This window comes from Pseudomonas sp. CFBP13508 (assembly GCF_005233515.1).
Lineage (GTDB): Bacteria > Pseudomonadota > Gammaproteobacteria > Pseudomonadales > Pseudomonadaceae > Aquipseudomonas > Aquipseudomonas mercuritolerans.
In genome coordinates this window covers 340,106-363,788 of the sequence record NZ_QFZZ01000002.1, presented here as the reverse complement: position 1 = coordinate 363,788, position 23,683 = coordinate 340,106, and the positions used below count along the sequence as shown (strand labels likewise).

The following is a 23,683-nucleotide window of genomic DNA, read 5'->3' as shown; positions in this document are numbered from 1 at the left end:
GCCTGCTCGCGAACGCGGAGTATCAGAACCAGATTCGGCGCTGACACACCGCATTCGCGAGCAGGCTCGCTCCCACGGGGTTTCAGCGTAAATCTGCGGGATTAAGCCCCATCGCAATCATCGGCTTGCTCCGCGCGTACCGGCTCAACCGCTCGGCCATCGCCTGCGGCAGCAGCGGATCGAAACTGAACCCACGCCGCTCATAAAACCCGCGCAGATCCGGATGGCAGAACAGCCACACCGGCTCGTCCACCTTAGCAACCGCCGCCGCGATCAGTTGCGCAGCAATTCCCTGCTCGCGACACCCCGGATCGACAAACAACCCCGTCAGCCAATGCCCGCCCGCTACCGGACGCAGGCACAGCGCCGCAACGATTTCACCGCGCCTTGCCACCCACAACTGCGCCTCGCGCACGGCTTTCATCGACGATTGGTGGCTGCGGTAGAACTTGTTCATCAGCGGCCACAACGATTCGTCGAGCTGGCTGTAGTGGATGTCGGACATGAGTTCGGCTGTCACTGCGAAAAGCGCCGATTATAAAAGAACGCGCGCCTCGGGATAGGTGTATACCTGAACTCACATCCCCTGTGAGTGGAGTATCGATCATGTCCAAAGGTATGGATTCAAAGAAAGCCGCGAAGAAGAAGCCGGCCAAGACTGCGATTGAAAAACGCGCCGAGAAGAAAGCCAAGAAGGTCGACATCTTCGGCCATTGAGCAAACCCTACGGGAGCCCGGTTCGCGGGCTTCCGCTTCGCTGGCGAAAACGTCCGTTCTCACCACGCCGTTCCCCGCGCTGAACCGTTTCTTGTGCAAAAAATGCCAGATACTGGCCGACTAGTGGCCTTGCGCCCGGCGTCGGGCTGGCTACGCTTGCAGGTAACTAACCATGTCGACCGTCATGCCAACCGGCCGACGGCACCGGTTGGTCCGTGATTCATGCTGCCAGAGTGCGCAACCCAAGGCACCGACACTGAACCAACAAGGAGCGTCATCTAAATGGAAGTTCTTCTACGCGTTAGGGCTGGCCCGCTTGCGGGCTATCAAGAAAAGGATGTCTTGATCAGAGCGTCGCTGCACGAACCCTCCGATTGATCATCATTTATCACCTGACAACTTCCTCCCGTGGAGGAAGGCGTGTGCCTGTTCTGTGGAACGTAGTGATGGATCTTGCAAGACCTGAACTTTCATCAAATCAAAAGAACGCGCGGAAGGTGATACAACCATGTTCAACCTACATCACAAGGCTGACCTGCGGGAAATCGAGCGTTTCAGCTGTGCGCTGACCGAGGCCAACGCGAAAATCGAAGCCATCAGCCGCTCGATGGCCATGATCGAATTCACCCCGGAAGGCATCGTCCTCGACGCCAACGAGAACTTCTGCAAGACCATGGGCTACAGCGCCGAAGAAGTGCGCGGCAAACACCATCGGATCTTCTGCGAAGAAAGCTTTTATCGCAGCGAGGACTACGCAAAGTTGTGGCGCGACCTGGCCCGTGGTGAACCGCTCAGCGGCACGTTCCTGCGCCTGAACAAGAGCGGTCGGGAGATCTGGCTTGAAGCCAGTTACATGCCGGTGTTCGGGCCAGACAAACAGGTCAGAAGTGTCATCAAGGTTGCGGCGGACATCACTGCGCGCATCAACAAAGAACATGAAGAAGAAGCCATGCTGGCGGCGATCGGCCGTTCCATGGCGGTGATCGAGTTCACCCCCGAAGGCAATGTCATCCGCGCCAACGACAACTTCCTGCAGACCATGCAGTACGCGCACCCTGAAATTGTCGGCCAGCACCACAGCCTGTTCTGTCACCGCGCCGAAGCGGAATCTGCGCAGTACAAGGCATTCTGGGCTTCGCTCAATCGCGGCGAATATCACTCGCACCGCTTCGAGCGCAAGAACAAGTCCGGGCAGATGGTGTATCTGGAGGCATCGTATAACCCGCTGTTCGATGCCAAGGGCCGCTTGTACAAAGTGGTCAAGTTCGCCAGCGACATTACCAAGCAGATGACCACCCTGCAGAACGCTGCGGAATCGGCCCACAGCACCTCGGTACAAAACGACGCCTGCGCGCAAAAAGGCTCACAGGTGGTGCAGCAGACCGTGCAGATCATTCAGGACATTTCCCGCGACCTGAACGAAGCCGCGGTGAGCATCGATGCGGTAAGCAAACAGTCGGACATCATCGGCACCATCGTCCAGACCATTCGCGGCATTGCCGACCAGACCAACCTGCTGGCACTCAATGCAGCGATCGAAGCGGCGCGCGCCGGTGAGCATGGACGCGGTTTTGCCGTCGTCGCCGATGAGGTGCGTAGCCTCGCCGCACGGACCAGTCAGGCCACTCTGGAAATTGTCGACGTGGTGCGCAAGAACCACGACCTGTCGCTGAGCGCGGTATCGAGCATGCAGTCGAGCCTGAGCCGAACCGGGTTGGGCGTGGAGCTGGCGAACGAGGCGGGCGAGGTGATTCTGGAGATCCAGCAGGGCTCCCGGCATGTGGTGGATGCGATCAGCCAGTTCAATGAAACCCTGCAATTGAACTGAGCTGTTTCAACGTCACCAATAACCAATGTGGGAGCGAGCCTGCTCGCGAAAGCGTTGTGTCAGTCAAGCACATAGTCACTGACACGACGCCTTCGCGAGCAGGCTCGCTCCCACAGGTGAGTCCTGTGTTGGCCGTCAACGATGGGCAATATTCTCCAGTGCCAGATTACGCGTGCGCGGGCCGAATCAGCCAATGGTCAACATCGCGATCAATATGTTACTGGCGCGTCACGCGCTTGTTGCTGAGTCGGGCAGTGCCGACGTTGGCAAACCGAAGATCCGGTCGAACAGCCAGTTGAACACGAAGGTGTAGCACGGGATGAAAATGATCAGCGCCAGATCCAGCAGGAACGCCTGCACCAGGCTGATGTTCATCCACCACGCGATCAGCGGAATCAGGAACACGATCAGCGTCAGTTGAAAGCCGACGGCGTGGGCGATGCGCCGTTTGACGGTGCGGGTGCGCGAGATCTGGCGGCTTTCCCAGAGTTCGAACAACGAGGTGTAGATGAAATTCCAGGTCACGGCGATGCTGGTGATGATCACTGCCAGTGGTCCTGTGCTGCCCGGCGAAGTGCCCGACAACAGGGCCAGACCGAGGGCCGAGAAGGTCATGCCGATCACTTCATAGAGCGACACATAGACCAGTTTACGTTTCACGCCTTGCATGCAGATTTGCCTCTTTCTTGGCTAATGTTGGCCAGCAGGGCTGGCGAAGGCGGCGAAAGATAGCTTCAATAGACCTGACAGAAAAAGTCGGTAGTTTTCAGTTTTATTGATAGGTGGGCGGGTTGAATTTCAACAGCGACAGCATCGAATTGTTTCTCGCGGTCATCGAGCGCGGCTCGTTTTCCGCCGCTGCCCGGCAATTGGGCAAGGTGCCGTCGGCGGTGAGCATGGGCATTGCCAATCTTGAAGCGGAACTCGGTTACCCGTTGTTCGACCGCAGCCATCGTGAGCCGCAACCCACGGCGATGGCGCAGTCGTTGGTGCCCCACGCGCGACTGATCGCCGAGCAGCTCAAGCAGCTGCAAGTGCACGCGGTGGAGCTGTCGTTGGGACTGGAAAGCAGGTTGTCGATTGGCGCGGTTGCGGACCTTGATCGACGGCGCTTGCTGGCAGCAATCAAAGTGATTGCCGAGCGTCATCCGCTGCTCGACATCGAAGTGCTGACTGCGCCGCAGGATGATGTGCTGGCGATGTTGCACAGTGGCCGGATCAGCGTGTGTCTGGCCTTCGCCGGGTTGAGCGTCACTGCGCTGGAGCGGTTTCAGTTCGTCGGCAGCGAACGCATGATCGCCACGCTGGCGGCGGACAGTCCGTTGCTGCAGGGGCGTGATGTGTTTCTCGAAGATCTGGTGCAGGTACGGCAGATCATTGTCGCCAGCCGCGACTTGCCGATCAGCGAAACGCGGCCGTTGGTGGCTGAGTCTTACTGGCGTACGGACAATCTCGAGACGGCAATGGAGATGGTTGAAGCGGGATTGGGCTGGGGTAATTTCCCGCTGTCGGTGGTGCAGCCGTGGCTGGACGCGGGACGCTTGAAGCGGCTGAATTTTCGCAACATCGAAAATGGCCTGGTGTTGCCGGTGCACGCGGTGTGGCTCAAGAGCCAGCCCTTGCAAAAGGGTGCGCAGGCTCTGGTTGACCTGCTCATCCATTAAATTTGATAGAGATCCCCTGTGGGAGCGAGCCTGCTCGCGAATGCGTCGTGTCAGTTGCATCAATGCTGACTGACCCACCGCTTTCGCGAGCAGGCTCGCTCCCACAAGGGTTGTGTTTCAACTCAGCATTTGTGAAGGGTCAGGTACTCTCGCGCACCTTCAACTCAAACCCCATATCCTCCACCGGCCGCGCCACTTTGTTACCCGCCATCAACGTCAGCATCTGCTCCGCCGCGCGCCGGCCTATTGCCTCACGCGGGGTATTGATGCTGCTCAGGCGCGGCACCATGTGTTCAGACATCGGCAAATCGTTGAAACCGAGAATCGCCACTTGCTCGGGAATCTTGATGCCGTTACGCAAGGCTTCCAGCAGCGCGCCTTGGGCCAGGTCATCGTTGCCGAAGAAAATCGCATCAACATCCGGATGCGCCGCCAGCAATTGCAGGAACAACTCGCCACCCAAGCCCACCGACGAAGCACGTGGCGTCAGCACTTCCAGATCCGGGTCGTAGCGGCCCGCCTTCTGCAACGCCTTGCGGAAGCCTTCACCGCGCAACAACGTGCGCTGATCCAGCTGCGCACCAATGTAGGCCAAGCGCTTGCGTCCGCGAGACAGAAGGTGTTCGGCGGCAGTTTCCCCGGCGCTCAACTGCGAGAAACCCACGCAATTGACCCCGGCGGCGCTGTCCAGCTCCATCATGTACACGCAAGGAATGTTGCTGGCCTCGATCATCCGCCGCGAACTTTCCGTGCGATCAAACCCGGTCAGCAAAAAGCCGCGCGGCTGATAGGCCATGTAGTTGCGCAGCAGGTTTTCTTCTTCATCGCGCGAATAGTGAAAGTTGCCGATCAGCACTTCGAAGCCCTTGGGCGTCAGCACCCGATGAATGGCTTCCAGCGTGTCGATGAACAGCAGGTTGGACAGCGATGGCACCAGTACGACAACCGAATGGCTCTGCGCCGAGGCCAAAGCACGGGCGGCGGGGTTGACCACATAGTTGAGTTCGAGCGCGGCTTTCTGCACTTTTTCCACCAGTTCGGTGGCTACCGTGCTCACCCCGCGCAACGCGCGCGAGGCAGTGATCGGGCTGACGCCGGCCAGGCGGGCTACTTCGTTGAGGGTCGGACGGCCGGTGGTGCGGGTATTTTTATCGTTCTTGGGGGAGGTCATCGGGCGGCTTGCCAAACAAAAATCAAGGCACTAAGGTAGCGCTGTCCTGATGCAGCTGCAAATGCGTGAGCGCGGTCCTGCCTGATCAGTGCTCTTTGGCGTTGGGAACAAACCTGCTGCAACCCAAAAAAACGACAAGAAGGCGTCGGCAACTTCTGCCTGTGCACTAGAGTCATAGCTAGCAAAGGTAGCGCTGTCTGCGCGCTGAGGTGTTATATGAGTCATCCCATCACCGCCCTGGTCATCATGGGCGTTGCCGGTTGCGGCAAGACGTGCGTCAGCCAGGCCCTGTGCCAATTGAGCGGCGCCACTGCCATTGAAGGCGATACTTTTCATCCGGCCGCGAACATCGAAAAGATGAGCGCGGGGATCCCCCTGAACGACGAAGACCGCGCCGGCTGGCTCGACAGCCTGTGCGATGAACTGCGTCGCGTCGATGCCCAAGGCCAGCGCCCGGTATTGACCTGCTCCGCCCTAAAACACAGCTATCGCGAACGTCTGCGCAGTGCCTTGCCGGGCCTCGGTTTCGTGTTTCTTGAATTGACTCCGGAAGTCGCCGCCGAGCGCGTATCGCACCGCCCGGGCCACTTCATGCCGGCGACGTTGATCGAAAGCCAGTTCGCCACCCTCGAATCGCCCAAGGGCGAGCCGCTGACTCTGCCGCTTAATGCTTCGATTCACAGCGTCGAAGAGCTGGCCCTGCAGGCTCACGTCTGGTGGCAGGCCAACGGTCTGAAACAGGCGGTATGAGTATGTTGAAAAAGACAGCGCTGTCCTCCCGACTTCTGTTCAACCCGCTTTAATAACAACAACAATCCAGGAGACACCCCCCATGTTTGGCATGTCCCACGAGACGTTCCTGCTGCTCGATGCGGTGGTCACGGTAATCGGCCTGATTATCCTGATCACCAAATTCAAGATTCACCCGTTCATAGCCCTGACCATCGCCGCCGCATTTCTTGGCCTGACTTCCGGCATGCCGATCAACACCATCATCAAGGCGTTCCAGGACGGCTTCGGTGGCGTGCTCGGTTTCGTCGGCATCATCCTCGCCCTGGGCACCATGCTCGGCAAAATGATGGCCGAATCCGGCGGCGCCGATCAGATCGCCCAGACCCTGATCCGCGCCTTCGGCAAGGACAAAGTCCAATGGGCAATGATGTTCGCCGCGTTCCTGGTGGGCATCCCGCTGTTCTTCGAAATCGGCTTCGTGCTGCTGATTCCGCTGGTGTTCATCGTTGCGCGTCGCACTGGCGTATCGATCATCAAAATCGGTATCCCGCTGCTCGCCGGCCTCTCTGCCGTGCACGGTCTGGTGCCGCCGCACCCGGGTCCGCTGCTGGCCATCGGCGTGTTCGGCGCTGACATCGGCAAGACCATTCTGTACGGTCTGATCGTCGCGCTGCCGACCGCCATCATTGCCGGTCCGATCTTCGGTACCTTCATCGCCAAACACATCCCGGGTCACCCGAATCAGGAGCTGGTCGATCAACTGGCCCGGGAAAACGATTCGGCCAACCTGCCAAGCTTCAGCATCACCCTGGTCACCGTGCTGCTGCCGGTGTTCCTGATGCTGCTGAAAACCTTCGCTGACGTGGCGCTGCCGGACGGCAACTTCTTCCGCATCTGGATGGACATGATCGGTCACCCGATCTCCGCACTGCTGCTGGCGCTGTTGCTGTCGCTGTACACCTTCGGCTACAAGCAGGGCATCGGTTCCAACCAGATGCTCAAGTGGCTCGACGCGAGTCTGGCGCCAACCGCTGCGATCATCCTGATCATCGGTGCGGGCGGTGGCTTCAAGCAGATGCTGGTGACCAGCGGCGTGGGTGACGTGATCGGCCACATGGCGGTCAGCGCGCAGATCTCGCCGATCCTGCTGGCGTGGCTGGTGGCGGCGGTAATTCGTATCGCGACTGGTTCGGCCACTGTGGCGACCATCACTGGCGCTGGCATTGTGGTGCCGGTTGTCGGCATGATTCCGGGCGTCAACCGTGAACTGCTGGTGCTGGCCACCGGCGCCGGTTCGCTGATCCTGTCCCACGTCAACGACGCCGGTTTCTGGCTGGTCAAGCAGTACTTCAACATGACCGTGGCCGAAACCTTCAAGACCTGGACTGCGATGGAAACCATTCTGTCGGTGGTGGGCCTGGGCTTTATCCTGCTGTTGTCGCTGTTCGTTTAAGCGGCAGTTTGCAGGCACAAAAAAACCGCAGCGATGCGGTTTTTTTGTGTCCTGATTTCACGGTTCACTGAAAGCCATTGTGGGAGCGAGCCTGCTCGCGAAAGCGTCGTGTCAGCTGCATCTATGCTGACTGACCCACCGCTTTCGCGAGCAGGCTCGCTCCCACAGGGGACAGGTGTCAGGCAGGGGATTTCGGATTGAAACCATCCGCGCGGAACATCCCGCGAATCCCGCGCACGGCCTGGCGAATCCGATCCTGGTTTTCGATCAGCGCGAAGCGCACGTGGTCATCGCCGTACTCGCCAAAGCCCACCCCCGGCGAGACGCAGACCTTGGCCTCGGCCAGCAGTTTCTTGGCGAACTCCAGCGAACCCAGATGTGCATAAGCCTCGGGAATCTTCGCCCAGACGTACATCGAAGCCTTCGGATTCTCGACCATCCAGCCCAGCTCATGCAGGCCCTTGACCAGCACATTACGACGCTGACGATACTGCTCGGCGATGTCGCGCACGCATTGCTGATCGCCTTCCAGCGCGGCAATCGCCGCCACTTGCAGCGGAGTGAAGGTGCCGTAGTCGTGGTAGCTCTTGATCCGCGCCAGAGCGCTGACCAGTTCCGGATTGCCGACCATGAAACCGATACGCCAGCCGGCCATGTTGTAGCTCTTGGACAGGGTGAAAAACTCCACCGCAATGTCCTTGGCCCCGGGCACCTGCATGATCGACGGCGCTTTCCAGCCGTCGTAGACGATGTCGGCGTACGCCAGGTCGTGGATGACCAACACGTCGTATTGCTTGGCGAGGGCAATCACCCGTTCGAAGAAATCCAGCTCCACGCACTGCGAGGTCGGGTTCGACGGGAAGCCAAGAATCATCATTTTCGGCTTGGGGATCGAACCACGGATGGCGCGCTCCAGCTCATCGAAGAAATCCACCCCCGGCACCAACGGCACCGAACGCACTTGAGCGCCAGCGATCACCGCACCGTAGATGTGAATCGGATAGCTCGGGTTCGGCACCAGCACCGTGTCGCCCTGGTCCAGTGTCGCCAGCATCAAATGCGCCAGGCCTTCCTTGGAACCGATGGTGACGATGGCTTCGCTTTCCGGGTCGATATCGACTTCGTAGCGCTGCTTGTACCAGTTGGAAATCGCCCGGCGCAGGCGTGGAATGCCTTTGGAGGTCGAGTAACCGTGGGTGTCTTCACGTTGGGCGACCTGCACCAGTTTTTCGACAATGTGCGGCGGCGTGGCGCCGTCGGGATTGCCCATGCTCAGGTCGATGATGTCTTCACCACGGCGGCGAGCGGCCATTTTCAGCTCGGCGGTGATGTTGAAAACGTAAGGGGGGAGTCGATCTATGCGCGCAAAGCGGCGCGGCGAACCTTGTTCGGCCATTGTTGCCTCGGATAACGTAAGCGCCCGGAACCGTCCGAGCGACGCTGGTCACTGCGGTGACCTGTGGCGGAAGATAAGGGCAGTGATGGCATACTGTCCAGCGCGGTTGTAAACATTTTTTTCAAGGAAAATCGGTCAATGGAATTCACCAGCGGCTTCTTGCTGAGCCTTTCGCTGTGCCTGGATATCGGCGTAGCCAACATCGCGATGATCACCCTGGCCATGCAGCGCGGCTACTTTCAGGGCTTCGCCCTGGGCCTGGGCACCTGCGTCGGCGACCTGATCTACGCGGTGCTGGCACTGGCCGGCATGACCGTTTTGCTCCAGTACGAAACCGTGCGCTGGGTCCTGTGGATTGGCGGTTCGGCGCTGCTGATCTACTTCGCGGCGAAGATGATTTACTCGGCGATTCACCACGAAGCGCTGCTGGCGGAAACGGCGGAAGTGGGGCAGAACTCCCATCGCAAGGAGTTTTTCCGGGGGATCTTTCTAGCCATGTCATCGCCGAGTGCGATTCTCTGGTTTGCTGCCGTCGGCGGTACGTTGATCGCCCGGTCCGGTGGCGGTGGTCCGTTGAGTTCGGCGCTGTTTCTCGGTGGTTTTCTCTGCGCCGGGCTGCTGTGGTCGGCCGGTCTGTGCTTCGCTGCAAGCCACGGCGGCAAACTGCTGGGCGACAAGCTTCTGCGCTACTCCTATCTGGCATCGGCGGCGATCTTTTGTTATTTCGCGGTGTACGTGATCGTTTCCGGCTACAACGAGTTTGTCGGTTCAGGTGCCGTCGAGCAGTTGCACTCGCTGTGAACGTGCGAAACGGGTCGGGCTTTCTATACTCCCAGCCGAATCCACTTTTGCGTTCTGAGGAGTCGCGTCATGGATGAACAACAACGCGTCGAGATAACCGAGCCTCGCTTCGAACACGGGCAATTTCTGCTGATTGCCGGTTTCGGCGGGCGATTCACTCAGGAGACCACCGAAGACATTCCCGCGTTGTGGGAAAAACTGATCCCGCACTTGGGAAAAATCCCCGCGCAAGTCAACGAAGTGACCTACGGCGTTTGCTGCAATGCGGACGGCGAGGGCGGTTTCGAATACATCGCCGGGGTGCAGATCGACAAGCTCGACGACCTGCCGGAAAAGTACCGCTGGGTTGAAATCCAGCCGCAGCATTACGCGGTCTTTGAGCACAACAGGCCATTGAAGCAACTGCCGCAGACTTTTCAGTACATCTGGAACACCTGGCTGCCGCAATCAGGCCGTGAAGCAGCAGATGCCCCGGAATTCGAGCGTTACAGCGCAGATTTCAATCCGAAACTGCACACCGGTACGCTGGAAATCTGGTTGCCACTCAAACCCTGAAAGCAACCAATCGAGGCGGATCATGTCCGCCCCGGTTGATCTGCTTTATGCTTGGCGACCTCAATTCCAATGATTTCCGAGTTGCCATGAACACCGTGATCCGCAACGTCAGCGCCGCCGACCTCGACCGCTGCTACGCCATCGAAACCGTCGCCTACGAAGGCGACGAAGCCGCGACCCGCGAGAAGATCGCCACGCGCATCGACACCTGGCCTGACGGCTTCATCGTCGCCGAGGTGGATGGCGTGGTCGCCGGTTTCATCAATTCCGGCGCGGCGTTCGACGTGCAGATGTCCGACGAAGCCTTCAAGGAACTGATCGGCCACGACCCGAAAGGCCCGAACGTGGTGATCATGTCGGTGGTGGTGCACCCGGATTACCAAGGGCAGGGCCTGGCCAAGCGCCTGCTCGCAGAATTCATCGAGCGCATGCGCGCCATGGACAAAGCGACAATTCATCTGATGTGCAAAGAGCAGCACATTGCGCTGTATGCCGGCTTTGGCTTTGCCTACATCAAGCCGTCCGAGTCCGACCACGGCGGCATGGCGTGGCACGAGATGATGCTGACCCTCTAAGCCTTAATCAAAACTGTGGGAGCGAGCCTGCTCGCGAAGAGGCCGTGTCAGCCAACCAATTTGTTGACTGATATGACGCTTTCGCGAGCAGGCTCGCTCCCACAGGGGGGTTGTGGCGTTTTGAGTTCCGCGTTTAGTAGAGGGTATCGCGCACCCGTTTTGGCGCTTCCCGGTCATAGGTTTCAGCATCGAACTGGCCATCATTCAGACGCTTGTGAAACGCGCCGGCACTCGGTAATGCCGAACGCGGCAGGTGGGTTTCCGGGTTCCAGGCGTCGGCGCGGACGAATGCTTTCGAGCAATGGAAAAACGCCGCTTCCACCGTAATCAGCAACACCGTTTTCGCCGCTTTGCCGTTTACCGCGAAACTCTCGAGCAACCCCGGTTCCGCGCTGATCTGCGCCGTACCATTGACCCGCAACGTCTCGCCGATCCCGGGAATGATGAACAGCAGCGACACTCGCGGATCGTGCAGCACATTGCGCAAGGTATCGATGCGGTTGTTGCCCGGGCGATCCGGCAGGGCCAACGTGTTTTGATCAATGATCCGAACAAATCCCGGCGCATCACCGCGCGGCGAGTTATCGAGGCCATCGGTCCCCACCGAGCTGACAATCACGAGCGGTGACAGGCACACCATCGCCTGATAATCCTCGTTGAGAAAGCCGATCTGCTTGCGCACCGCACGTTCGTGGGGCAATCCGTAAATAGCTTCCAGTGCTTCGATTGAATCGATCATCGTGCATCCCTCTACGATCTAGAAAAACAGCCCCATACGCCGCTCGTAACCGATTCGGCCCTTGTAGGCTTCGCCGCTGTCGACGTAGCCGTGTTTGGCGTACAGCGCGATGGCCGCTTCGTTGTCGGCGTCTACCGACAGCTCCAGCCCTTTGATTTCCGGCCAGGCTCCAAGCGCGACGGTGGGCAGCGCTTGCAGGCAAGCCTTGCCGTAACCCTTGCCCTGCGCGCGCCGATCGACCTGCAGCGCATGCAACGTGGCGCTGTGTTCGTCGGCCCAGTCGGGCAATACCGGCGGGCGCTTGAGCAGCAGAAACGCCACCGGTACGTCGTCCGCCAGCAGGGCAAAACCTTTCACGCCGGGGCCGGGTTTCGACAGCAGGGTGTGCAGGGCACCGTGGATGTCGCCGGAGAACTTGATCTGCTCGGGATGGATTTCAATCGACTCGACTTGCTCACGCTGCAAAGGGCTGAGGCTGTCGTAAGGCACGAGTTGGGCTGACACGGGAATTTCCTTTTTCCTACAAGGATTGAAGCTCGGATTCTAGCGACATTGTTGTCGGCGAATTTTTTTTGTTTGCCCTGTCGATCTGCGCAAAGGGCAAACGACTAAGGGTGTCTTCACAACAAAAACCACGGAGAACACCATGAGCGCACAAAGCGAAATCCAGACTCTGATCAACACCTACCGCGAAGCGGTAATGGCCAAGGACGTCGAGAAAGTCATGGCCCTGTACGCCGACGACATCGTCTCGTTCGATGCGATCAAGGCGCTGCAATTCAAAGGCAAAGCGGCGTACCGCGCGCACTGGGTCGAGTGCATGGAAATGTGCCCCGGCCCGCACATCTTCGAGTTCCACGAAATCGCCATCGAAAGCGCCGACAACATCGCTTTCGCCCACTGGGTGGCCAATTGCGGCGGCACCAACGACAAGGGCGAGACCCAGAGTTGCTGGATGCGCGTGACCGCCTGTTATCGGCAGGTCGGCGGGGCGTGGAAGATTGCCCACGAACACTGGTCGGCACCGTTCGATCCGATGAGCGGCGCGACGCTGTTCGATGTAACCCCCTGATCTTCAGCCATAGTTGATCCGTTCGAATCAGGAGATCGCCATGAAATACCTATGCCTGGTCTACAGCGATGAACGCCTGCTGCACACCTCGCCCGACAGCCCGGAAGACGCCGAATGCTGGGCCTACGCCGAGTCGATTCAGGGCAGCGGGCGGATGATCGCCGCCGAAGCGCTGGAATCGGTGGAGACCGCCACCACGGTACGCATGCGCAACGGCAAGTTGTCGATCACCGATGGGCCTTTTGCTGAAACCAAGGAGCAACTGGCCGGTTTCTACCTGATCGACGCCAAGGATCTCAACGAAGCGATTCAGGTGGCCGGCAACATTCCGGCAGCGCGGGTCGGCAGCGTTGAAGTGCGTCCGGTGCGGCAGTTGAATGTCTGACGTCAGGGCGCGGGTCGAGCAGGTCTACCGCGAGGAGTCGCGGCGGATCCTGGCCACGCTGATCCGCCTGCTCGGTGATTTCGACCTCGCCGAAGAAGCCTTGCACGAGGCGTTCTTCGTCGCGGTCGAGCGCTGGCAACGCGACGGCGTGCCGGACAACCCGCGCACCTGGCTGGTCTCCACCGGACGTTTCAAAGCCATCGATGTGCTGCGCCGGCGCGCACGGTTCAAGGCGTCGCAACCGTTGCTGCTGGCGCAGCTCGATGAGCTGGAACAGGCTGACTGGAGTGGCGAAGACGTGGAAGACGATCGCTTGCGGCTGATCTTCACCTGCTGCCACCCGGCACTGGCGGCAGATGCGCAAGTGCCGCTGACCTTGCGTGAAGTCTGCGACCTCACCACCGAGGAAATCGCCCGTGCTTTTCTCTCGGCGCCGGCGGCGATTGCCCAGCGCATCGTGCGCGCCAAGGCCAAGATCCGCGACGCGAAAATCCCCTATCAAGTACCCACGCTGAACGAATTGCCCGAGCGCCTCGACAGCGTGTTGCGGGTGATTTATCTGGTGTTCAACGAAGGCTATTCGGCCTCGGTCGGCACTGAGCTGACCCGCGAGGATCTGACGCGCGAAGCGATTCGGCTGGGGCGCTTGTTGATGGAGTTGCTGCCGGAGCCGGAAGTCATGGGTCTGCTGGCGCTGATGCTGCTGCACGAATCACGTCGACCGGCACGCACTTCGCCGAGCGGTGAACTGGTGTTGCTCGACGATCAGGATCGCTCGTTGTGGGACGCCGGGCTGATGGCCGAAGGCTGCGCGCTGGTCGAGCGCGCGCTGAGTACGCGGCGGTCCGGGCCATATTGTCTGCAAGCGGCGATTGCAGCGGTGCATGCGGAAGCACTGTCGGCGGCGGAAACGGACTGGCAGCAGATTGTCGGTCTGTATGACGTATTGCTGCGCGCGGTGCCGTCGCCGGTGATCGAGCTGAACCGCGCGGTCGCGGTAGCCAAACGGGATGGAGCGTTGGCCGGGTTGTTGTTGGTAGAAGGGATTTTGGCGCGTGGGGAGTTGCAGGATTACCACTTGGCGCATTCGGCGCGGGCGGAGTTTTGTCGGCAGTTGGGCCGGGTGGAGCAGGCGCGGGCAGCGTATCAGCGGGCGCTGGAGCTGACGCGGCAGGAGCCGGAGCGGCGGTTTATTCGAGCACGTATCATGGCGCTGGAAATGCTCTGACCTTGGTGCTCTGGCGATTGTGGGCAGCCTGTGGATTGCCCTCACCCTAACCCTCTCCCAAAGGGAGAGGGGACTGATTGGGGGATATTGGAGGGATTCACCGACTTGAACGAATTGTCTTGAATCCATAATCGATAAGATTTTCAGGTCGATGCATAACGCCAGACACTTCGGTCGGCCCCCTCTCCCAAAGGGAGAGGGGCTGATTGGGGGATATTGGAGGGATTCACCGACTTGAACGAATTGTCTTGAATCCATAACCGATAAGTTTTTTCAGGTCGATGCATAACGCCAGACACTTCGGTCGGCCCCCTCTCCCAAAGGGAGAGGGGACTGATTGGGGGATATTGGAGGGATTCACCGACTTGAACGAATTGTCTTGAATCCATGATCGATAAGGTTTTCAGGTCGATGCATAACGCCAGACACCTCGGTCGGCCCCCTCTCCCTCCGGGAGAGGGCTGGGGTGAGGGGCTTTTGATCTCAAGCGCTTATTCAAGCATCTTGCTGAGCAACCAGCTCCCTGCCGGCCCCGGCGGATACAAGCGCGACCACAAGGCGTCGACAAACACCGGTTTCGGCCAGCCGCGCACGTCGAGCTCTATCAGCAAATCATTGGCATAACGCTGCACCAGCCACCTCGGCAGCGGTGCCCAGCCAAAGCCTTTTTCCGCCATTTCCAGCAGCATCAGGTAACTCGGCGCCGACCACACCCGGCCTTTGCCGCGACTGTCATACGGATTGACGATGGTCGCCAGACGCAGCTCGCGATGTTGCTCAAGAATCTGCTGATCGACATGCTCAAGCTTCGCCAACGCATGCTCACGGCTGACGAACAGGGCAATCTCGGTGCGCTCGGCCACGGTCGAAGTCACCAGATCCGGCGGGTAGTTGTCCTGCATTTCCGCGAAGGCCAGATGCGCCCGGCCGCGCTGGACCAGTTCGATCAGGTCATCGCATTCGGCAATCAGGCATTCCAGCTCAAGCTCCGGATAACGCTGCTCGAAATCTACCAGCGCCGCCTCGAAACGGTACGACTGATAGGTATCGGAAATCGCCACGGTCAGCTTCGGTTCCACGCCCTGGGCCAATTGCCGTGCGCTCATCTCCAGGCGACTGGTGGCGGCCAGAATCGCCTCGGCTTTCTGCAGCATGACGTGGCCGGCGGGGGTGAGCGTGGGCTTGCGGCTGCTGCGATCGAACAGCTGCAGATCCAGATCGATCTCCAGGCTTGCCACTGCCGCGCTAATGGTCGACTGACTGCGCCCCAGTTTGCGCGCCGCTGCGGAAAATGAGCCTTGCGTCGCTGCCTGGACAAACGCCAGCAGCACTTCCTGCGAAGCCATGAACTATCGCCTTGATCGATGGTTATTGGTTATGAAGTATCGGTATTCAGTTGGATCATGGCAACCATCGTCAAACAAGGAGTCAGGCCATGACTGCCCACAAGTCCATTACCGAACGTGTTTTCCAGGCTGTTGGTTTCGAGTTTCTTGCCATCCTGATCTGCACACCGCTGCTTGCCTGGATCATGCAAAAGCCGCTGCTCGACATGGGCGCGGTGACCGTGTTGATTGCGCTGTTGGCGCTGGCGTGGAACGTGGTGTTCAACCGTTTTTTCGACCGTGCTCTGGCGCGGATGAACATGGCGCACAACGCCTGGGTCCGCGTGGTTCACGCCTTGCTCTTCGAAGGTGGACTGATCGTGATGGGTGTGCCGCTGATTGCCTGGTGGCTGTCGGTCAGCCTGTGGCAGGCGTTGTTGCTCGACATCGGCGTACTGCTGTTTTTCCTGCCGTACACCTACGTCTATCACTGGGGCTATGACGTACTGCGCGAGCGCTTCATGACCCGCCGCACGTATGAAAGCTGAGCTAAACCTGTGGCGAGGGGATTTATCCCCGTTGGGCTGCGCAGCGGCCCCAAAATCGGTCTGCTACGCAGCCCAGCGGGGATAAATCCCCTCGCCACAAACAGTCTGTTGGTTGAGTTCAGAGAAACATGCCGCCAGACGCCTCGACCCGCTGACCGTTGATCCACTGCCCACCCTCTGACAGCAGCAGCGCCAGTGCACCGCCAATATCATCCGGCAGCCCCACACGACCCAGCGCGGTATTGCTGGCGACCATCGCGTTGACAGCGCTGTTGTCGCGCACCGTGCCACCGCCAAAATCGGTTTCAATCGCACCCGGCGCCAGAACGTTCACGCCAATCTGCCGCGCGCCAAGCTCTTTCGCCTGATACCGCGTCAGCACTTCCATCGCACCTTTCATTGCCGCATAAGCGCCGTAACCCGGCAGGCTGAAGCGGGTCAGGCCGCTCGAAGTATTGACGATGCGCCCACCGTCATTGATCAGTGGCAGCAGTTGCTGGGTCAGAAAGAACGGCCCTTTCAACTGCACGTTCATCAGCAGATCGAATTGCTCCGGGGTGGTTTCGCTGAACAGCGCATGCACGCCGACCCCGGCGTTGTTGATCAGGAAATCAAAGCGCTGACGCTCAAAGGTTTGCCCCAATACCTGTTCAACCTGCGCGGCAAACGCGGCGAAATTCTCGCTGCGGCCGACGTCCAGTTGCAGCATCGCCGCTTTCGCGCCGAGCGCCTGCAATTCAGTGACCAGCGCCTGGGCCTCGTCGGCGCGGCTGTTGTAGGTGCCGATGATGTCGATGCCCTGCGCGGCAAGGTGCACGGCGGCGCTGCGGCCCAAGCCACGACTGGCGCCAGTGATCAGTGCGATTTTGCGATTCATGCGGACTTCCTCGATTGCGTTGAGTGGTGATGGAAGAAGTTTATTTATCCGCCCTGAGGTGATAAACACGGCAAAAGCGGAATCACTGATCGGCTCAGCCGAACAATCACCGGGGCTTGTCATGAACAAACTGGAACTGCTGCGTACCTTCGTTCGGGTCAGCGAACTGTCGAGTTTCACCCTCGCCGGTGAAAGCCTCGGCCTGCCGCGCTCGACGGTGTCCGAGCAGGTGCAGGCGCTCGAAGCCTTGCTCGGCACGCGGCTGTTGCAGCGCACCACGCGCAAGGTGCAGGCCACACAGGATGGTCTGGTGCTGTACGAGCGCAGCAAGGATCTGCTTTCGCACATGGATGAGATCGAAGGGCTGTTCCGTCAGGACGAGGCTTCGCTGACCGGGCGCATCCGCGTCGATATGCCGAACATCCTCGCGCGACGCTTGATCATGCCGCGCCTGCCGGAATTCATGGATCGCCACCCGAATCTGCAGATGGAAATCAGCAGCACCGACCGCCGCGTCGATCTGCTCAGCGAAGGTTTCGACTGCGTATTGCGCATCGGCGCGCAGCCGGATCAGTCGGTGGTCGCCCGGCATCTTGGCGACTTCCCGATGGTCAACTGCGCCAGTCCTGCTTATCTGCAACGCTACGGCGTGCCGCAGACCATCGAGGATCTGGCGCAGCATCGGCTGGTGCATTACGTCGGCGTACTGGGCTCGCGTTCGGAGGGGTTCGTCTATGAGGAAAACGGCGAGGTGCGGCGTGTGGCGATGGCCGGCAGTGTCACGGTCAACAGCACCGATGCCTATGAAGCTGCGTGCCTGGGCGGCTTCGGCCTGACGCAGGTACCGCGCACCGGCATGCAACCGCATCTGGAAAATGGCGAACTACTGACGGTACTGCCGCAGTACACCGCACCGCCAATGGCGATTTCCTTGTTGTATGCAAGGCAACGGCATTTGCCGCTGCGGGTGCGGGTGTTTATGGATTGGCTCGGCGATGTGGTTCGTTCGACGCTCTGACAGATCACCTTCGACCGAACTGTGGGAGCGAGCCTGCTCGCGAAGAGGGCGTGTCAGTTCATGCAGAGTTGTCTGACCCAGCGCTTTCGCGAGCAGGCTCGCTCCCACAGAGATTTGCACAGGGTCAGAAGATTTGGGTGAACAGCCAGTAAAGGCTGCCCGACAGCAGGATGGCCGCTGGCAGGGTCAACACCCAGGCCATGAGCAGATTGCGGATTGTGCGCATCTGCAATCCGGCGCCATTGGCAACCATGGTCCCGGCCACGCCCGATGACAGCACATGGGTGGTCGACACCGGCAAACCGAACATGTCCGCCGCGCCGATGGTCAGCATCGCCACGGTTTCCGCCGAGGCGCCCTGGGCGTAGGTCAAGTGAGTCTTGCCGATCTTCTCGCCGACGGTCACCACGATGCGCTTCCAGCCGACCATGGTGCCGAGCCCCAGCGCGATGGCCACGGCGATCTTCACCCACAGCGGAATAAACCGCGTGGCGTTGTCGATCTGTTGTTTGAACAGCTGCAGTTTGCTGCTGGTGTCGGCATCGAAATTGCCGACCTTGTTCTTCTCCATCAGGCGGATGCTTTCGCTGGCCAGATACATGTCGTTGCGCACGTTGCCCATGGCTTCGGCCGGGACTTTTGCCAGCGAGCCGTAGCCTCTGACTTCCTCGCCGATGTGCCCGGTCAGGGCGGCGAGGGCGGGGATCAGTTGCGGCGTCGGTTCCTTGCTGCGCATGTAGTCCGAAAGAATCGGACGCGGATCGGCCGGTGCCGGCAGTGGCGCGTTTTTCACCAGCGCTTGCTGGGTGACTTGGGCCACGGCGGCGAATTGCAGCGATTGTTCTTCCGGCATGGTGCGGTTCAGTGCATAGGCCATCGGCAGTGTGCCGACCAGAATCAGCATGATCAGGCCCATGCCTTTCTGGCCGTCGTTGGAGCCGTGAGCGAATGACACACCGGTGCAGGTGGCAATCAGCAAACCGCGAATCCACCACGGCGGCGGGGCGTTGCCTTCGGGCGCCTTGTACAGCGCACGGTTTTTGACGAACGCGCGCAACGCCAGCAGCAACAGCGCCGCACAGCCGAAGCCCACCAGCGGCGACAGCAGCAAGGCATAACCGATCTTGGTTGCCTGCGCCCAGTCGACACCGCTGGTGCCATCGCGGCCGTGCATCAGGGCATTGGCCACGCCGACGCCGATGATCGAGCCGATCAGAGTGTGCGAAGAAGAGGCTGGCAAACCCAGCCACCAGGTGCCGAGGTTCCACAGGATCGCCGCGATCAACAGGGCGAAGATCATCGCAAACCCGGCGGACGAGCCGACCTGCAGAATCAGCTCCACCGGTAACAGCGCGATGATGCCGAACGCCACCGCACCGCTGGACAGCAGCACACCGAGGAAATTGAAGAAGCCCGACCAGACCACCGCGACATTCGGCGGCAGCGAGTGGGTGTAGATCACCGTCGCCACGGCGTTGGCTGTGTCGTGGAAACCGTTGACGAACTCGAAACCCAACGCAATCAACAGTGCCACGCCGAGCAGCAGAAACGGCGTCCAGGTGGTGACCACCGTGCCGAGTTCGTGCATGTCGTGCATCAGACTGTAGGCGGTGAACAACATGCCCATGGCCAGCACGGCGAAAAAGATCACGTAGGTAAACGGACCGGGTTTCTTGTCGAGCGCCGGTCTGCCGCCGGCGGCGGACGCGGGGCTGGCGGTCAGTGAGGGCGTAGCCATGGCGGACAATCCTGAGCGAGGGAAGGAATGTCGCCCATGATCGTTGCAGAATGTTACAGAGAGACTGCGTCAGGTCAGTGTTTGGGCGTTCAAGCCCGCCGCTGATCTGAAGGCTGAAAAAGAAACCTGTGGGAGCGAGCCTGCTCGCGAAAGCGCCATGTCATTCAACATTGATTTATCTGACACACCGACTTCGCGAGCAGGCTCGCTCCCACAGAGACGATTGTCTTGTGTGTGGGATTTGCGCTCAATAATCCCCACGCTTGCGAAATGCCCAGCGCCCGGCAATCACGGTGAACGTCGCCACCAGCGCAACCAGTACCCAAAACCCGTGCGGATCCTGGGACAGCGGCACACCCCCCACATTCATCCCGAAAAAACCGGCGATGATGTTGATCGGCAAGGCCAGCACCGTCACCACCGTCAGGGTGAACAGCGTGCGGTTGCTCTGTTCGTTGAGGTTGGCGGCGATCTCTTCCTGCAACAATTTGATCCGCTCGCCGAGGGCAGTCAGGTCGTTGATGATCAGCGCAAACTCCTCGGTGGATTTGCGCAACTCCTTGACGTCCTCCTTCTGCAACCAAGGCGGCGGGCGGTTGAGCAGGCGCAGCAGCGAACCCGGCTCCAGCGCCAGCAGCCTTTGCAGACGCACCAGTACGCGGCGATTGGCACCGAGTTCGGCGCGATTGGTCGACAGGCGTGATGAGAGCAACTCGTCCTCGACCTGATCAACACTCAGGCTGGTCTTGCGCACGATCTGCGTCAGCACTTCGCCCTGATCGCGCAGCAGATGCACGAGCAGTTCCGAGGGCGAGCGAAAGCATTCGCCGGCCTTCACCGACGAGCGCAACTTGTCCACCGAGTGCAGCGGTTGCAGGCGTGCGCTGACGATCAGTTTGCTGCGCACGCAGACCCACAGCGTCGACACATCGGAGGAGACCATGCTGCTGAGGTTGAACACCACATCGTTGACCACCGCCAGCAGCGCCGAATCGACATGCTCGATGCGCGTCGAACGCGAACCTTCGTGCAGCGCTTCGAAAAACTCCTCGGGTAATTGCAGATGACTTTTCATCCAGCGCTCGCACGCGGCATGGGCCAGGTTCAGGTGCAGCCAGAGGAATTCGCCGCTGTCGCTGTCGTCCTGCAAACAGCGCAATGCCGTCGCCGAATCGATCTCCCGACCGCGCTCACCGGGCAGAAAACGAAAGCCGTAGAGCAAGCCGAACAGGTCCGGGTCGCGATGGCTGATATCGAGGCTGTGGTTCATGGCGGCTCGCTGCGAGGAGGGTCTTTGGTGCGGGATTTTCAGGTTCACCTGAGCGGCATCATCGCAAGCTCACATGACCGTTTTGTGACAGCAAAATGACGTCAAATCAATGCGTTACCGGCTGTCGGAAGTTTCTCAAGGAAGGCTCTGGCGCGCCGATCTCAGGTGAGTCAGGTTGCGCGCCATTGGCGTTTTGCCACGGTGCGACGACAGGGAAGTCCGGCCAATTTTCACGTCCGTTCGGGCGTGCCTCATCCCTGCTTCGAGTACCTCGCAATGCTGCAAAAATCCCTGAGAGCGCAAATTCTCGCCCTGCTGAGCGGCAGTCTGCTGGCGATGCTGTTGATCGCCCTGGCCTGCTTTCATTTCCTCTCCAACGGCGTGCAAAGCTATAGCCAATTGATCGCCGGCCCGCTGCACACTTCGCAATTGATCGATGAAGCCAACCTGCAATTCAAAGTGCAGGTGCAGGAATGGAAAAACGTTCTGCTGCGCGGCAAGCAACCGGCGGATCTGGCGAAATACTGGAGCCAGTTCGAAGAGCGTCAGCGCGATGTGCAGAATATTCTCGGCGAACTGGCCAGCCAGAAAGGCATCGAGGCCAATCTCAAATCCCGCATCGAACGCTTGCGCGAGGAGCATCGCCAGTTGGGCGCGGCCTACCAGAAGGGCCGTGATGCCTACGTGGCTACCGGTGGTGATGCGAGCGCCGGCGACGCCGCTGTCAAAGGCCTCGACCGCGCCACCAGCGAGCAGATGAGCGCGTTGGTTGCCGAGCTGCGCGAGCAGGGCACCGCGCAATCGGCATTGATCAGTGCCAGCGCTGATCGCACCGTGTGGCTGGGCCTGTTGGTGATGCTCGCGTCAGGCTTGCTGATCGGTCTGCTGAGCCTGTGGCTGGTCAGCCGCAACCTGATCGAGCCGATCCGCAACCTCATCGATTACGTCACTCGCTTGAGCCGTGGGCAGTTGGCGGAGCGCGTAGTCAGCGAGCGTCGCGATGAACTGGGCAACCTTGCCGCCGCAGCGAACACTCTGCGCGATTTTCTGGCGGACACCTTCACTCGCTTGCAACGCAGCGCCGGTGATCTGGACAGCGCCAGCGGTGAGTTGAACGCCATCGCCACGACCATGGCCGGCGGCACCAGCGAGCAATTCAATCGCACTGACCAAGTGGCCACGGCGATGAATGAAATGTCCGCCACGGCCCAGGAAGTCGCCCGTCACGCCGCTGATGCCGCGCGTGCTGCCGACGATGCCGATCAGTCGGCGCAGCAGGGTGAAAAGGTCATGCAAACCACCATTCACTCGATCACGCAGATGCGCGGCGAAATCGCCAACACCGCCACGGTGATTCGTCGTCTGGAAACCGACAGCGGTCGTATCGGCAAGGTGCTGGAGGTGATTCGTGGCATCGCCGAACAGACCAACCTGCTGGCGCTCAACGCAGCCATCGAAGCGGCGCGGGCGGGCGAGGCCGGGCGTGGTTTTGCCGTCGTCGCCGATGAGGTGCGCAACCTCGCTCAGCGCACGGCGGAGTCGATCATCGAGATCAACCAGATCATCCAGAACGTGCAGACCGGCGCTGTCGATGCCGCGCAGGCTATCGAGAGCGGCCAGGCACGCAGTGATGAAAGTGTCGAGCAAGTGACCCAGGCTGGCGCGATGCTGGAGCGCATCACCTTGGCGGTGGAGGCGATTCGCGACATGAACCGGCAGATCGCCACGGCCGCTGAGGAGCAGACGTCGGTGGCCGAGGATATCTCGCGCAACCTGACTGAAATCACCGCGATCGCCAGCACCAACCTCGACAACGTTCAGCGCACCGAGAGTGCCAGTCAGAATCTGCATGGGTTGTCGGGGCAGTTGAATGAGGTGACGGCGCGGCTCAGTGCTTGATTTGTTGGGTAACGGTTTGTCAGTGTTTTCGGCGTGATGGCTTTGGCCCCTCACCCTAGCCCTCTCCCGGAGGGAGAGGGGACTGACCGTGCTGATTGTTCGAGATACGCCGACCTGAGATGTCGAGGTAAACTCAGGCTGGTAGTCGTTTGTGATGGCTTTTGGATTTTGAGGCGAACTCAGGCTCCGAAATTTCCCCGATCTGCTCCCTTTCCCCCTCGCCCCCTTGGAGGAGAGGGCTGGGGTGAGGGGGTAAAGTTTTCACTGACAACTCATCAATAAAGCCAAACGCAAATCATAAAAAAACCGCACGACCTTAAATCGTGCGGCTCTTTAACAATGGTCTATCAAGTGTCTTGCTTGTCGCTCAGCACTTTACCGGTGGTGGCATCAAAGTCCACGTCGAACTCTTTACCATCAGCAGTCTTCAGTTCAACTTCATACTCATAACCGTTGAAGTGGTTATCCAGGTCGGTGTCGGTAATCGTTGCACCCGGGTGCAGTTTCAGTGCTTCGGCGTTCATCGATTCCAGCGACTTGATCTTGCCGTCCTTGACCAGTTGCGGGATCTGGTCGATGCGAACATCGGCCTGAGCCAGGCCAGCGGTGAGGGTCAGGGCAGCGGCGGTAAACAGGGCAGTCAAAGTTTTCATCGGTTCATTCCTTGGCAGTGCGTTGAAGTGGTTGATCTG

General features: G+C 59.8%; 24 protein-coding genes. 13 read left to right on the top strand and 11 right to left on the bottom strand.

Annotation, left to right across the window (positions count from 1 at the left end):
• Positions 1–82 precede the first annotated feature (82 nt).
• Positions 83–505: a GNAT family N-acetyltransferase gene (locus tag PspCFBP13508_RS06180; protein ID WP_137214182.1), complete on the bottom strand. Its 423-nt coding sequence runs from the start codon at positions 503–505 to the stop codon at positions 83–85.
• A gap of 720 nt (positions 506–1,225) precedes the next feature.
• On the opposite strand from PspCFBP13508_RS06180, the gene PspCFBP13508_RS06175 reads away from it, so the two are divergent.
• Positions 1,226–2,545: a PAS domain-containing methyl-accepting chemotaxis protein gene (locus PspCFBP13508_RS06175; RefSeq protein WP_137213981.1), complete on the top strand. Its 1,320-nt coding sequence runs from the start codon at positions 1,226–1,228 to the stop codon at positions 2,543–2,545.
• A gap of 228 nt (positions 2,546–2,773) precedes the next feature.
• On the opposite strand, the gene PspCFBP13508_RS06170 is transcribed toward PspCFBP13508_RS06175, so the two are convergent.
• Positions 2,774–3,214, bottom strand: coding sequence for a PACE efflux transporter (locus tag PspCFBP13508_RS06170; RefSeq protein WP_137213980.1), 441 nt, complete (start codon positions 3,212–3,214; stop codon positions 2,774–2,776).
• 122 nt (positions 3,215–3,336) lie between these two features.
• Between PspCFBP13508_RS06170 and PspCFBP13508_RS06165 the strand changes: the two genes are divergently transcribed.
• Positions 3,337–4,209 (top strand): LysR family transcriptional regulator, encoded by an 873-nt coding sequence (locus PspCFBP13508_RS06165; RefSeq protein ID WP_137213979.1) that lies wholly within the window; start codon positions 3,337–3,339, stop codon positions 4,207–4,209.
• Positions 4,210–4,348: 139 nt separating this feature from the next.
• Here the strand turns inward: PspCFBP13508_RS06165 and PspCFBP13508_RS06160 are convergent, their stop codons facing one another.
• Complete coding sequence (locus PspCFBP13508_RS06160; RefSeq protein WP_024014046.1) at positions 4,349–5,380, bottom strand: LacI family DNA-binding transcriptional regulator; 1,032 nt, start codon at positions 5,378–5,380, stop codon at positions 4,349–4,351.
• Positions 5,381–5,596: 216 nt separating this feature from the next.
• Between PspCFBP13508_RS06160 and PspCFBP13508_RS06155 the strand changes: the two genes are divergently transcribed.
• Positions 5,597–6,130, top strand: coding sequence for a gluconokinase (locus tag PspCFBP13508_RS06155; RefSeq protein ID WP_016773550.1), 534 nt, complete (start codon positions 5,597–5,599; stop codon positions 6,128–6,130).
• 82 nt (positions 6,131–6,212) lie between these two features.
• Positions 6,213–7,565, top strand: a complete 1,353-nt coding sequence (locus PspCFBP13508_RS06150; RefSeq protein WP_016773551.1) for a GntP family permease — start codon at positions 6,213–6,215, stop codon at positions 7,563–7,565.
• 178 nt (positions 7,566–7,743) lie between these two features.
• Here the strand turns inward: PspCFBP13508_RS06150 and alaC are convergent, their stop codons facing one another.
• On the bottom strand, positions 7,744–8,961 hold the full coding sequence (alaC, locus tag PspCFBP13508_RS06145; protein WP_137213978.1) for an alanine transaminase: 1,218 nt from the start codon (positions 8,959–8,961) through the stop codon (positions 7,744–7,746).
• 138 nt (positions 8,962–9,099) lie between these two features.
• Here alaC and PspCFBP13508_RS06140 point away from each other — a divergent pair, with 138 nt between their 5' ends.
• The 3 genes from PspCFBP13508_RS06140 to PspCFBP13508_RS06130 all read left to right on the top strand — a co-directional run bounded on the left by PspCFBP13508_RS06140 (position 9,100) and on the right by PspCFBP13508_RS06130 (position 10,892).
• The gene (locus tag PspCFBP13508_RS06140) at positions 9,100–9,762 is read left to right on the top strand and encodes a LysE family translocator (RefSeq protein WP_016773553.1); all 663 of its coding nucleotides are present in this window, start codon (positions 9,100–9,102) and stop codon (positions 9,760–9,762) included.
• Between the two features lie 69 nt (positions 9,763–9,831).
• Positions 9,832–10,317 carry a GyrI-like domain-containing protein gene (locus PspCFBP13508_RS06135; RefSeq protein WP_137213977.1) on the top strand — a complete coding sequence of 162 codons (486 nt, stop codon included), beginning with the start codon at positions 9,832–9,834 and terminating at the stop codon, positions 10,315–10,317.
• A gap of 86 nt (positions 10,318–10,403) precedes the next feature.
• Entirely contained in the window at positions 10,404–10,892 is a 489-nt protein-coding gene (locus tag PspCFBP13508_RS06130; RefSeq protein WP_137213976.1) for an N-acetyltransferase, read from the top strand.
• 133 nt (positions 10,893–11,025) lie between these two features.
• Here the strand turns inward: PspCFBP13508_RS06130 and PspCFBP13508_RS06120 are convergent, their stop codons facing one another.
• Both PspCFBP13508_RS06120 and PspCFBP13508_RS06115 read right to left on the bottom strand, forming a co-directional pair.
• On the bottom strand, positions 11,026–11,631 hold the full coding sequence (locus PspCFBP13508_RS06120) for a pyridoxamine 5'-phosphate oxidase family protein (RefSeq protein ID WP_137213975.1): 606 nt from the start codon (positions 11,629–11,631) through the stop codon (positions 11,026–11,028).
• An 18-nt stretch (positions 11,632–11,649) separates the two neighbouring features.
• Positions 11,650–12,135 carry a GNAT family N-acetyltransferase gene (locus tag PspCFBP13508_RS06115; protein ID WP_137213974.1) on the bottom strand — a complete coding sequence of 162 codons (486 nt, stop codon included), beginning with the start codon at positions 12,133–12,135 and terminating at the stop codon, positions 11,650–11,652.
• 142 nt (positions 12,136–12,277) lie between these two features.
• On the opposite strand from PspCFBP13508_RS06115, the gene PspCFBP13508_RS06110 reads away from it, so the two are divergent.
• Genes PspCFBP13508_RS06110 through PspCFBP13508_RS06100 form a run of 3 tightly spaced genes read left to right on the top strand, consistent with a single transcriptional unit; the run spans position 12,278 to position 14,316 of the window.
• On the top strand, positions 12,278–12,703 hold the full coding sequence (locus PspCFBP13508_RS06110; RefSeq protein WP_024014040.1) for a nuclear transport factor 2 family protein: 426 nt from the start codon (positions 12,278–12,280) through the stop codon (positions 12,701–12,703).
• Between the two features lie 40 nt (positions 12,704–12,743).
• Complete coding sequence (locus PspCFBP13508_RS06105; RefSeq protein ID WP_024014039.1) at positions 12,744–13,088, top strand: YciI family protein; 345 nt, start codon at positions 12,744–12,746, stop codon at positions 13,086–13,088.
• A complete protein-coding gene (locus PspCFBP13508_RS06100; RefSeq protein WP_137213973.1) occupies positions 13,081–14,316 on the top strand; it encodes an RNA polymerase sigma factor in 1,236 nt (411 codons plus the stop codon). The genes PspCFBP13508_RS06105 and PspCFBP13508_RS06100 overlap by 8 nt, the downstream gene beginning before the upstream one ends.
• Positions 14,317–14,807: 491 nt before the next feature.
• Here PspCFBP13508_RS06100 and PspCFBP13508_RS06095 read toward each other — a convergent pair whose 3' ends face one another.
• A complete protein-coding gene (locus tag PspCFBP13508_RS06095) occupies positions 14,808–15,662 on the bottom strand; it encodes a LysR family transcriptional regulator (RefSeq protein WP_122602114.1) in 855 nt (284 codons plus the stop codon).
• Between the two features lie 89 nt (positions 15,663–15,751).
• On the opposite strand from PspCFBP13508_RS06095, the gene PspCFBP13508_RS06090 reads away from it, so the two are divergent.
• Entirely contained in the window at positions 15,752–16,189 is a 438-nt protein-coding gene (locus PspCFBP13508_RS06090; protein ID WP_137213972.1) for a multidrug/biocide efflux PACE transporter, read from the top strand.
• 118 nt (positions 16,190–16,307) lie between these two features.
• Here the strand turns inward: PspCFBP13508_RS06090 and PspCFBP13508_RS06085 are convergent, their stop codons facing one another.
• Positions 16,308–17,066 carry an SDR family oxidoreductase gene (locus PspCFBP13508_RS06085; protein ID WP_137213971.1) on the bottom strand — a complete coding sequence of 253 codons (759 nt, stop codon included), beginning with the start codon at positions 17,064–17,066 and terminating at the stop codon, positions 16,308–16,310.
• Positions 17,067–17,187: 121 nt separating this feature from the next.
• Between PspCFBP13508_RS06085 and PspCFBP13508_RS06080 the strand changes: the two genes are divergently transcribed.
• Positions 17,188–18,084, top strand: a complete 897-nt coding sequence (locus PspCFBP13508_RS06080) for a LysR family transcriptional regulator (RefSeq protein ID WP_137213970.1) — start codon at positions 17,188–17,190, stop codon at positions 18,082–18,084.
• Between the two features lie 124 nt (positions 18,085–18,208).
• On the opposite strand, the gene PspCFBP13508_RS06075 is transcribed toward PspCFBP13508_RS06080, so the two are convergent.
• Both PspCFBP13508_RS06075 and PspCFBP13508_RS06070 read right to left on the bottom strand, forming a co-directional pair.
• Positions 18,209–19,822 carry an inorganic phosphate transporter gene (locus tag PspCFBP13508_RS06075; RefSeq protein WP_137213969.1) on the bottom strand — a complete coding sequence of 538 codons (1,614 nt, stop codon included), beginning with the start codon at positions 19,820–19,822 and terminating at the stop codon, positions 18,209–18,211.
• Between the two features lie 247 nt (positions 19,823–20,069).
• A complete protein-coding gene (locus tag PspCFBP13508_RS06070; RefSeq protein WP_039758494.1) occupies positions 20,070–21,092 on the bottom strand; it encodes a transporter in 1,023 nt (340 codons plus the stop codon).
• A 276-nt stretch (positions 21,093–21,368) separates the two neighbouring features.
• Between PspCFBP13508_RS06070 and PspCFBP13508_RS06065 the strand changes: the two genes are divergently transcribed.
• Complete coding sequence (locus PspCFBP13508_RS06065; protein WP_137213968.1) at positions 21,369–22,991, top strand: methyl-accepting chemotaxis protein; 1,623 nt, start codon at positions 21,369–21,371, stop codon at positions 22,989–22,991.
• Positions 22,992–23,338: 347 nt separating this feature from the next.
• Here the strand turns inward: PspCFBP13508_RS06065 and PspCFBP13508_RS06060 are convergent, their stop codons facing one another.
• Positions 23,339–23,644: a PepSY domain-containing protein gene (locus tag PspCFBP13508_RS06060; RefSeq protein ID WP_016773566.1), complete on the bottom strand. Its 306-nt coding sequence runs from the start codon at positions 23,642–23,644 to the stop codon at positions 23,339–23,341.
• Positions 23,645–23,683 lie beyond the last annotated feature (39 nt).

Excerpts from the sequence above, each read along its gene's own strand:
- PspCFBP13508_RS06140 (WP_016773553.1), top strand. The coding sequence starts at position 9,100 with ATGGAATTCACCAGCGGCTTCTTGCTGAGCCTTTCGCTGTGCCTGGAT.
- PspCFBP13508_RS06150 (WP_016773551.1), top strand. The coding sequence starts at position 6,213 with ATGTTTGGCATGTCCCACGAGACGTTCCTGCTGCTCGATGCGGTGGTC.
- PspCFBP13508_RS06090 (WP_137213972.1), top strand. The coding sequence starts at position 15,752 with ATGACTGCCCACAAGTCCATTACCGAACGTGTTTTCCAGGCTGTTGGT.
- PspCFBP13508_RS06155 (WP_016773550.1), top strand. The coding sequence starts at position 5,597 with ATGAGTCATCCCATCACCGCCCTGGTCATCATGGGCGTTGCCGGTTGC.
- PspCFBP13508_RS06080 (WP_137213970.1), top strand. The coding sequence starts at position 17,188 with ATGAACAAACTGGAACTGCTGCGTACCTTCGTTCGGGTCAGCGAACTG.
- PspCFBP13508_RS06105 (WP_024014039.1), top strand. The coding sequence starts at position 12,744 with ATGAAATACCTATGCCTGGTCTACAGCGATGAACGCCTGCTGCACACC.
- PspCFBP13508_RS06060 (WP_016773566.1), bottom strand. The coding sequence starts at position 23,644 with ATGAAAACTTTGACTGCCCTGTTTACCGCCGCTGCCCTGACCCTCACC.
- PspCFBP13508_RS06180 (WP_137214182.1), bottom strand. The coding sequence starts at position 505 with ATGTCCGACATCCACTACAGCCAGCTCGACGAATCGTTGTGGCCGCTG.
- PspCFBP13508_RS06170 (WP_137213980.1), bottom strand. The coding sequence starts at position 3,214 with ATGCAAGGCGTGAAACGTAAACTGGTCTATGTGTCGCTCTATGAAGTG.
- PspCFBP13508_RS06110 (WP_024014040.1), top strand. The coding sequence starts at position 12,278 with ATGAGCGCACAAAGCGAAATCCAGACTCTGATCAACACCTACCGCGAA.
- PspCFBP13508_RS06065 (WP_137213968.1), top strand. The coding sequence starts at position 21,369 with ATGCTGCAAAAATCCCTGAGAGCGCAAATTCTCGCCCTGCTGAGCGGC.
- PspCFBP13508_RS06095 (WP_122602114.1), bottom strand. The coding sequence starts at position 15,662 with ATGGCTTCGCAGGAAGTGCTGCTGGCGTTTGTCCAGGCAGCGACGCAA.
- PspCFBP13508_RS06130 (WP_137213976.1), top strand. The coding sequence starts at position 10,404 with ATGAACACCGTGATCCGCAACGTCAGCGCCGCCGACCTCGACCGCTGC.
- PspCFBP13508_RS06085 (WP_137213971.1), bottom strand. The coding sequence starts at position 17,066 with ATGAATCGCAAAATCGCACTGATCACTGGCGCCAGTCGTGGCTTGGGC.
- PspCFBP13508_RS06070 (WP_039758494.1), bottom strand. The coding sequence starts at position 21,092 with ATGAACCACAGCCTCGATATCAGCCATCGCGACCCGGACCTGTTCGGC.
- PspCFBP13508_RS06175 (WP_137213981.1), top strand. The coding sequence starts at position 1,226 with ATGTTCAACCTACATCACAAGGCTGACCTGCGGGAAATCGAGCGTTTC.
- PspCFBP13508_RS06135 (WP_137213977.1), top strand. The coding sequence starts at position 9,832 with ATGGATGAACAACAACGCGTCGAGATAACCGAGCCTCGCTTCGAACAC.
- alaC (WP_137213978.1), bottom strand. The coding sequence starts at position 8,961 with ATGGCCGAACAAGGTTCGCCGCGCCGCTTTGCGCGCATAGATCGACTC.
- PspCFBP13508_RS06075 (WP_137213969.1), bottom strand. The coding sequence starts at position 19,822 with ATGGCTACGCCCTCACTGACCGCCAGCCCCGCGTCCGCCGCCGGCGGC.
- PspCFBP13508_RS06100 (WP_137213973.1), top strand. The coding sequence starts at position 13,081 with ATGTCTGACGTCAGGGCGCGGGTCGAGCAGGTCTACCGCGAGGAGTCG.
- PspCFBP13508_RS06160 (WP_024014046.1), bottom strand. The coding sequence starts at position 5,380 with ATGACCTCCCCCAAGAACGATAAAAATACCCGCACCACCGGCCGTCCG.
- PspCFBP13508_RS06120 (WP_137213975.1), bottom strand. The coding sequence starts at position 11,631 with ATGATCGATTCAATCGAAGCACTGGAAGCTATTTACGGATTGCCCCAC.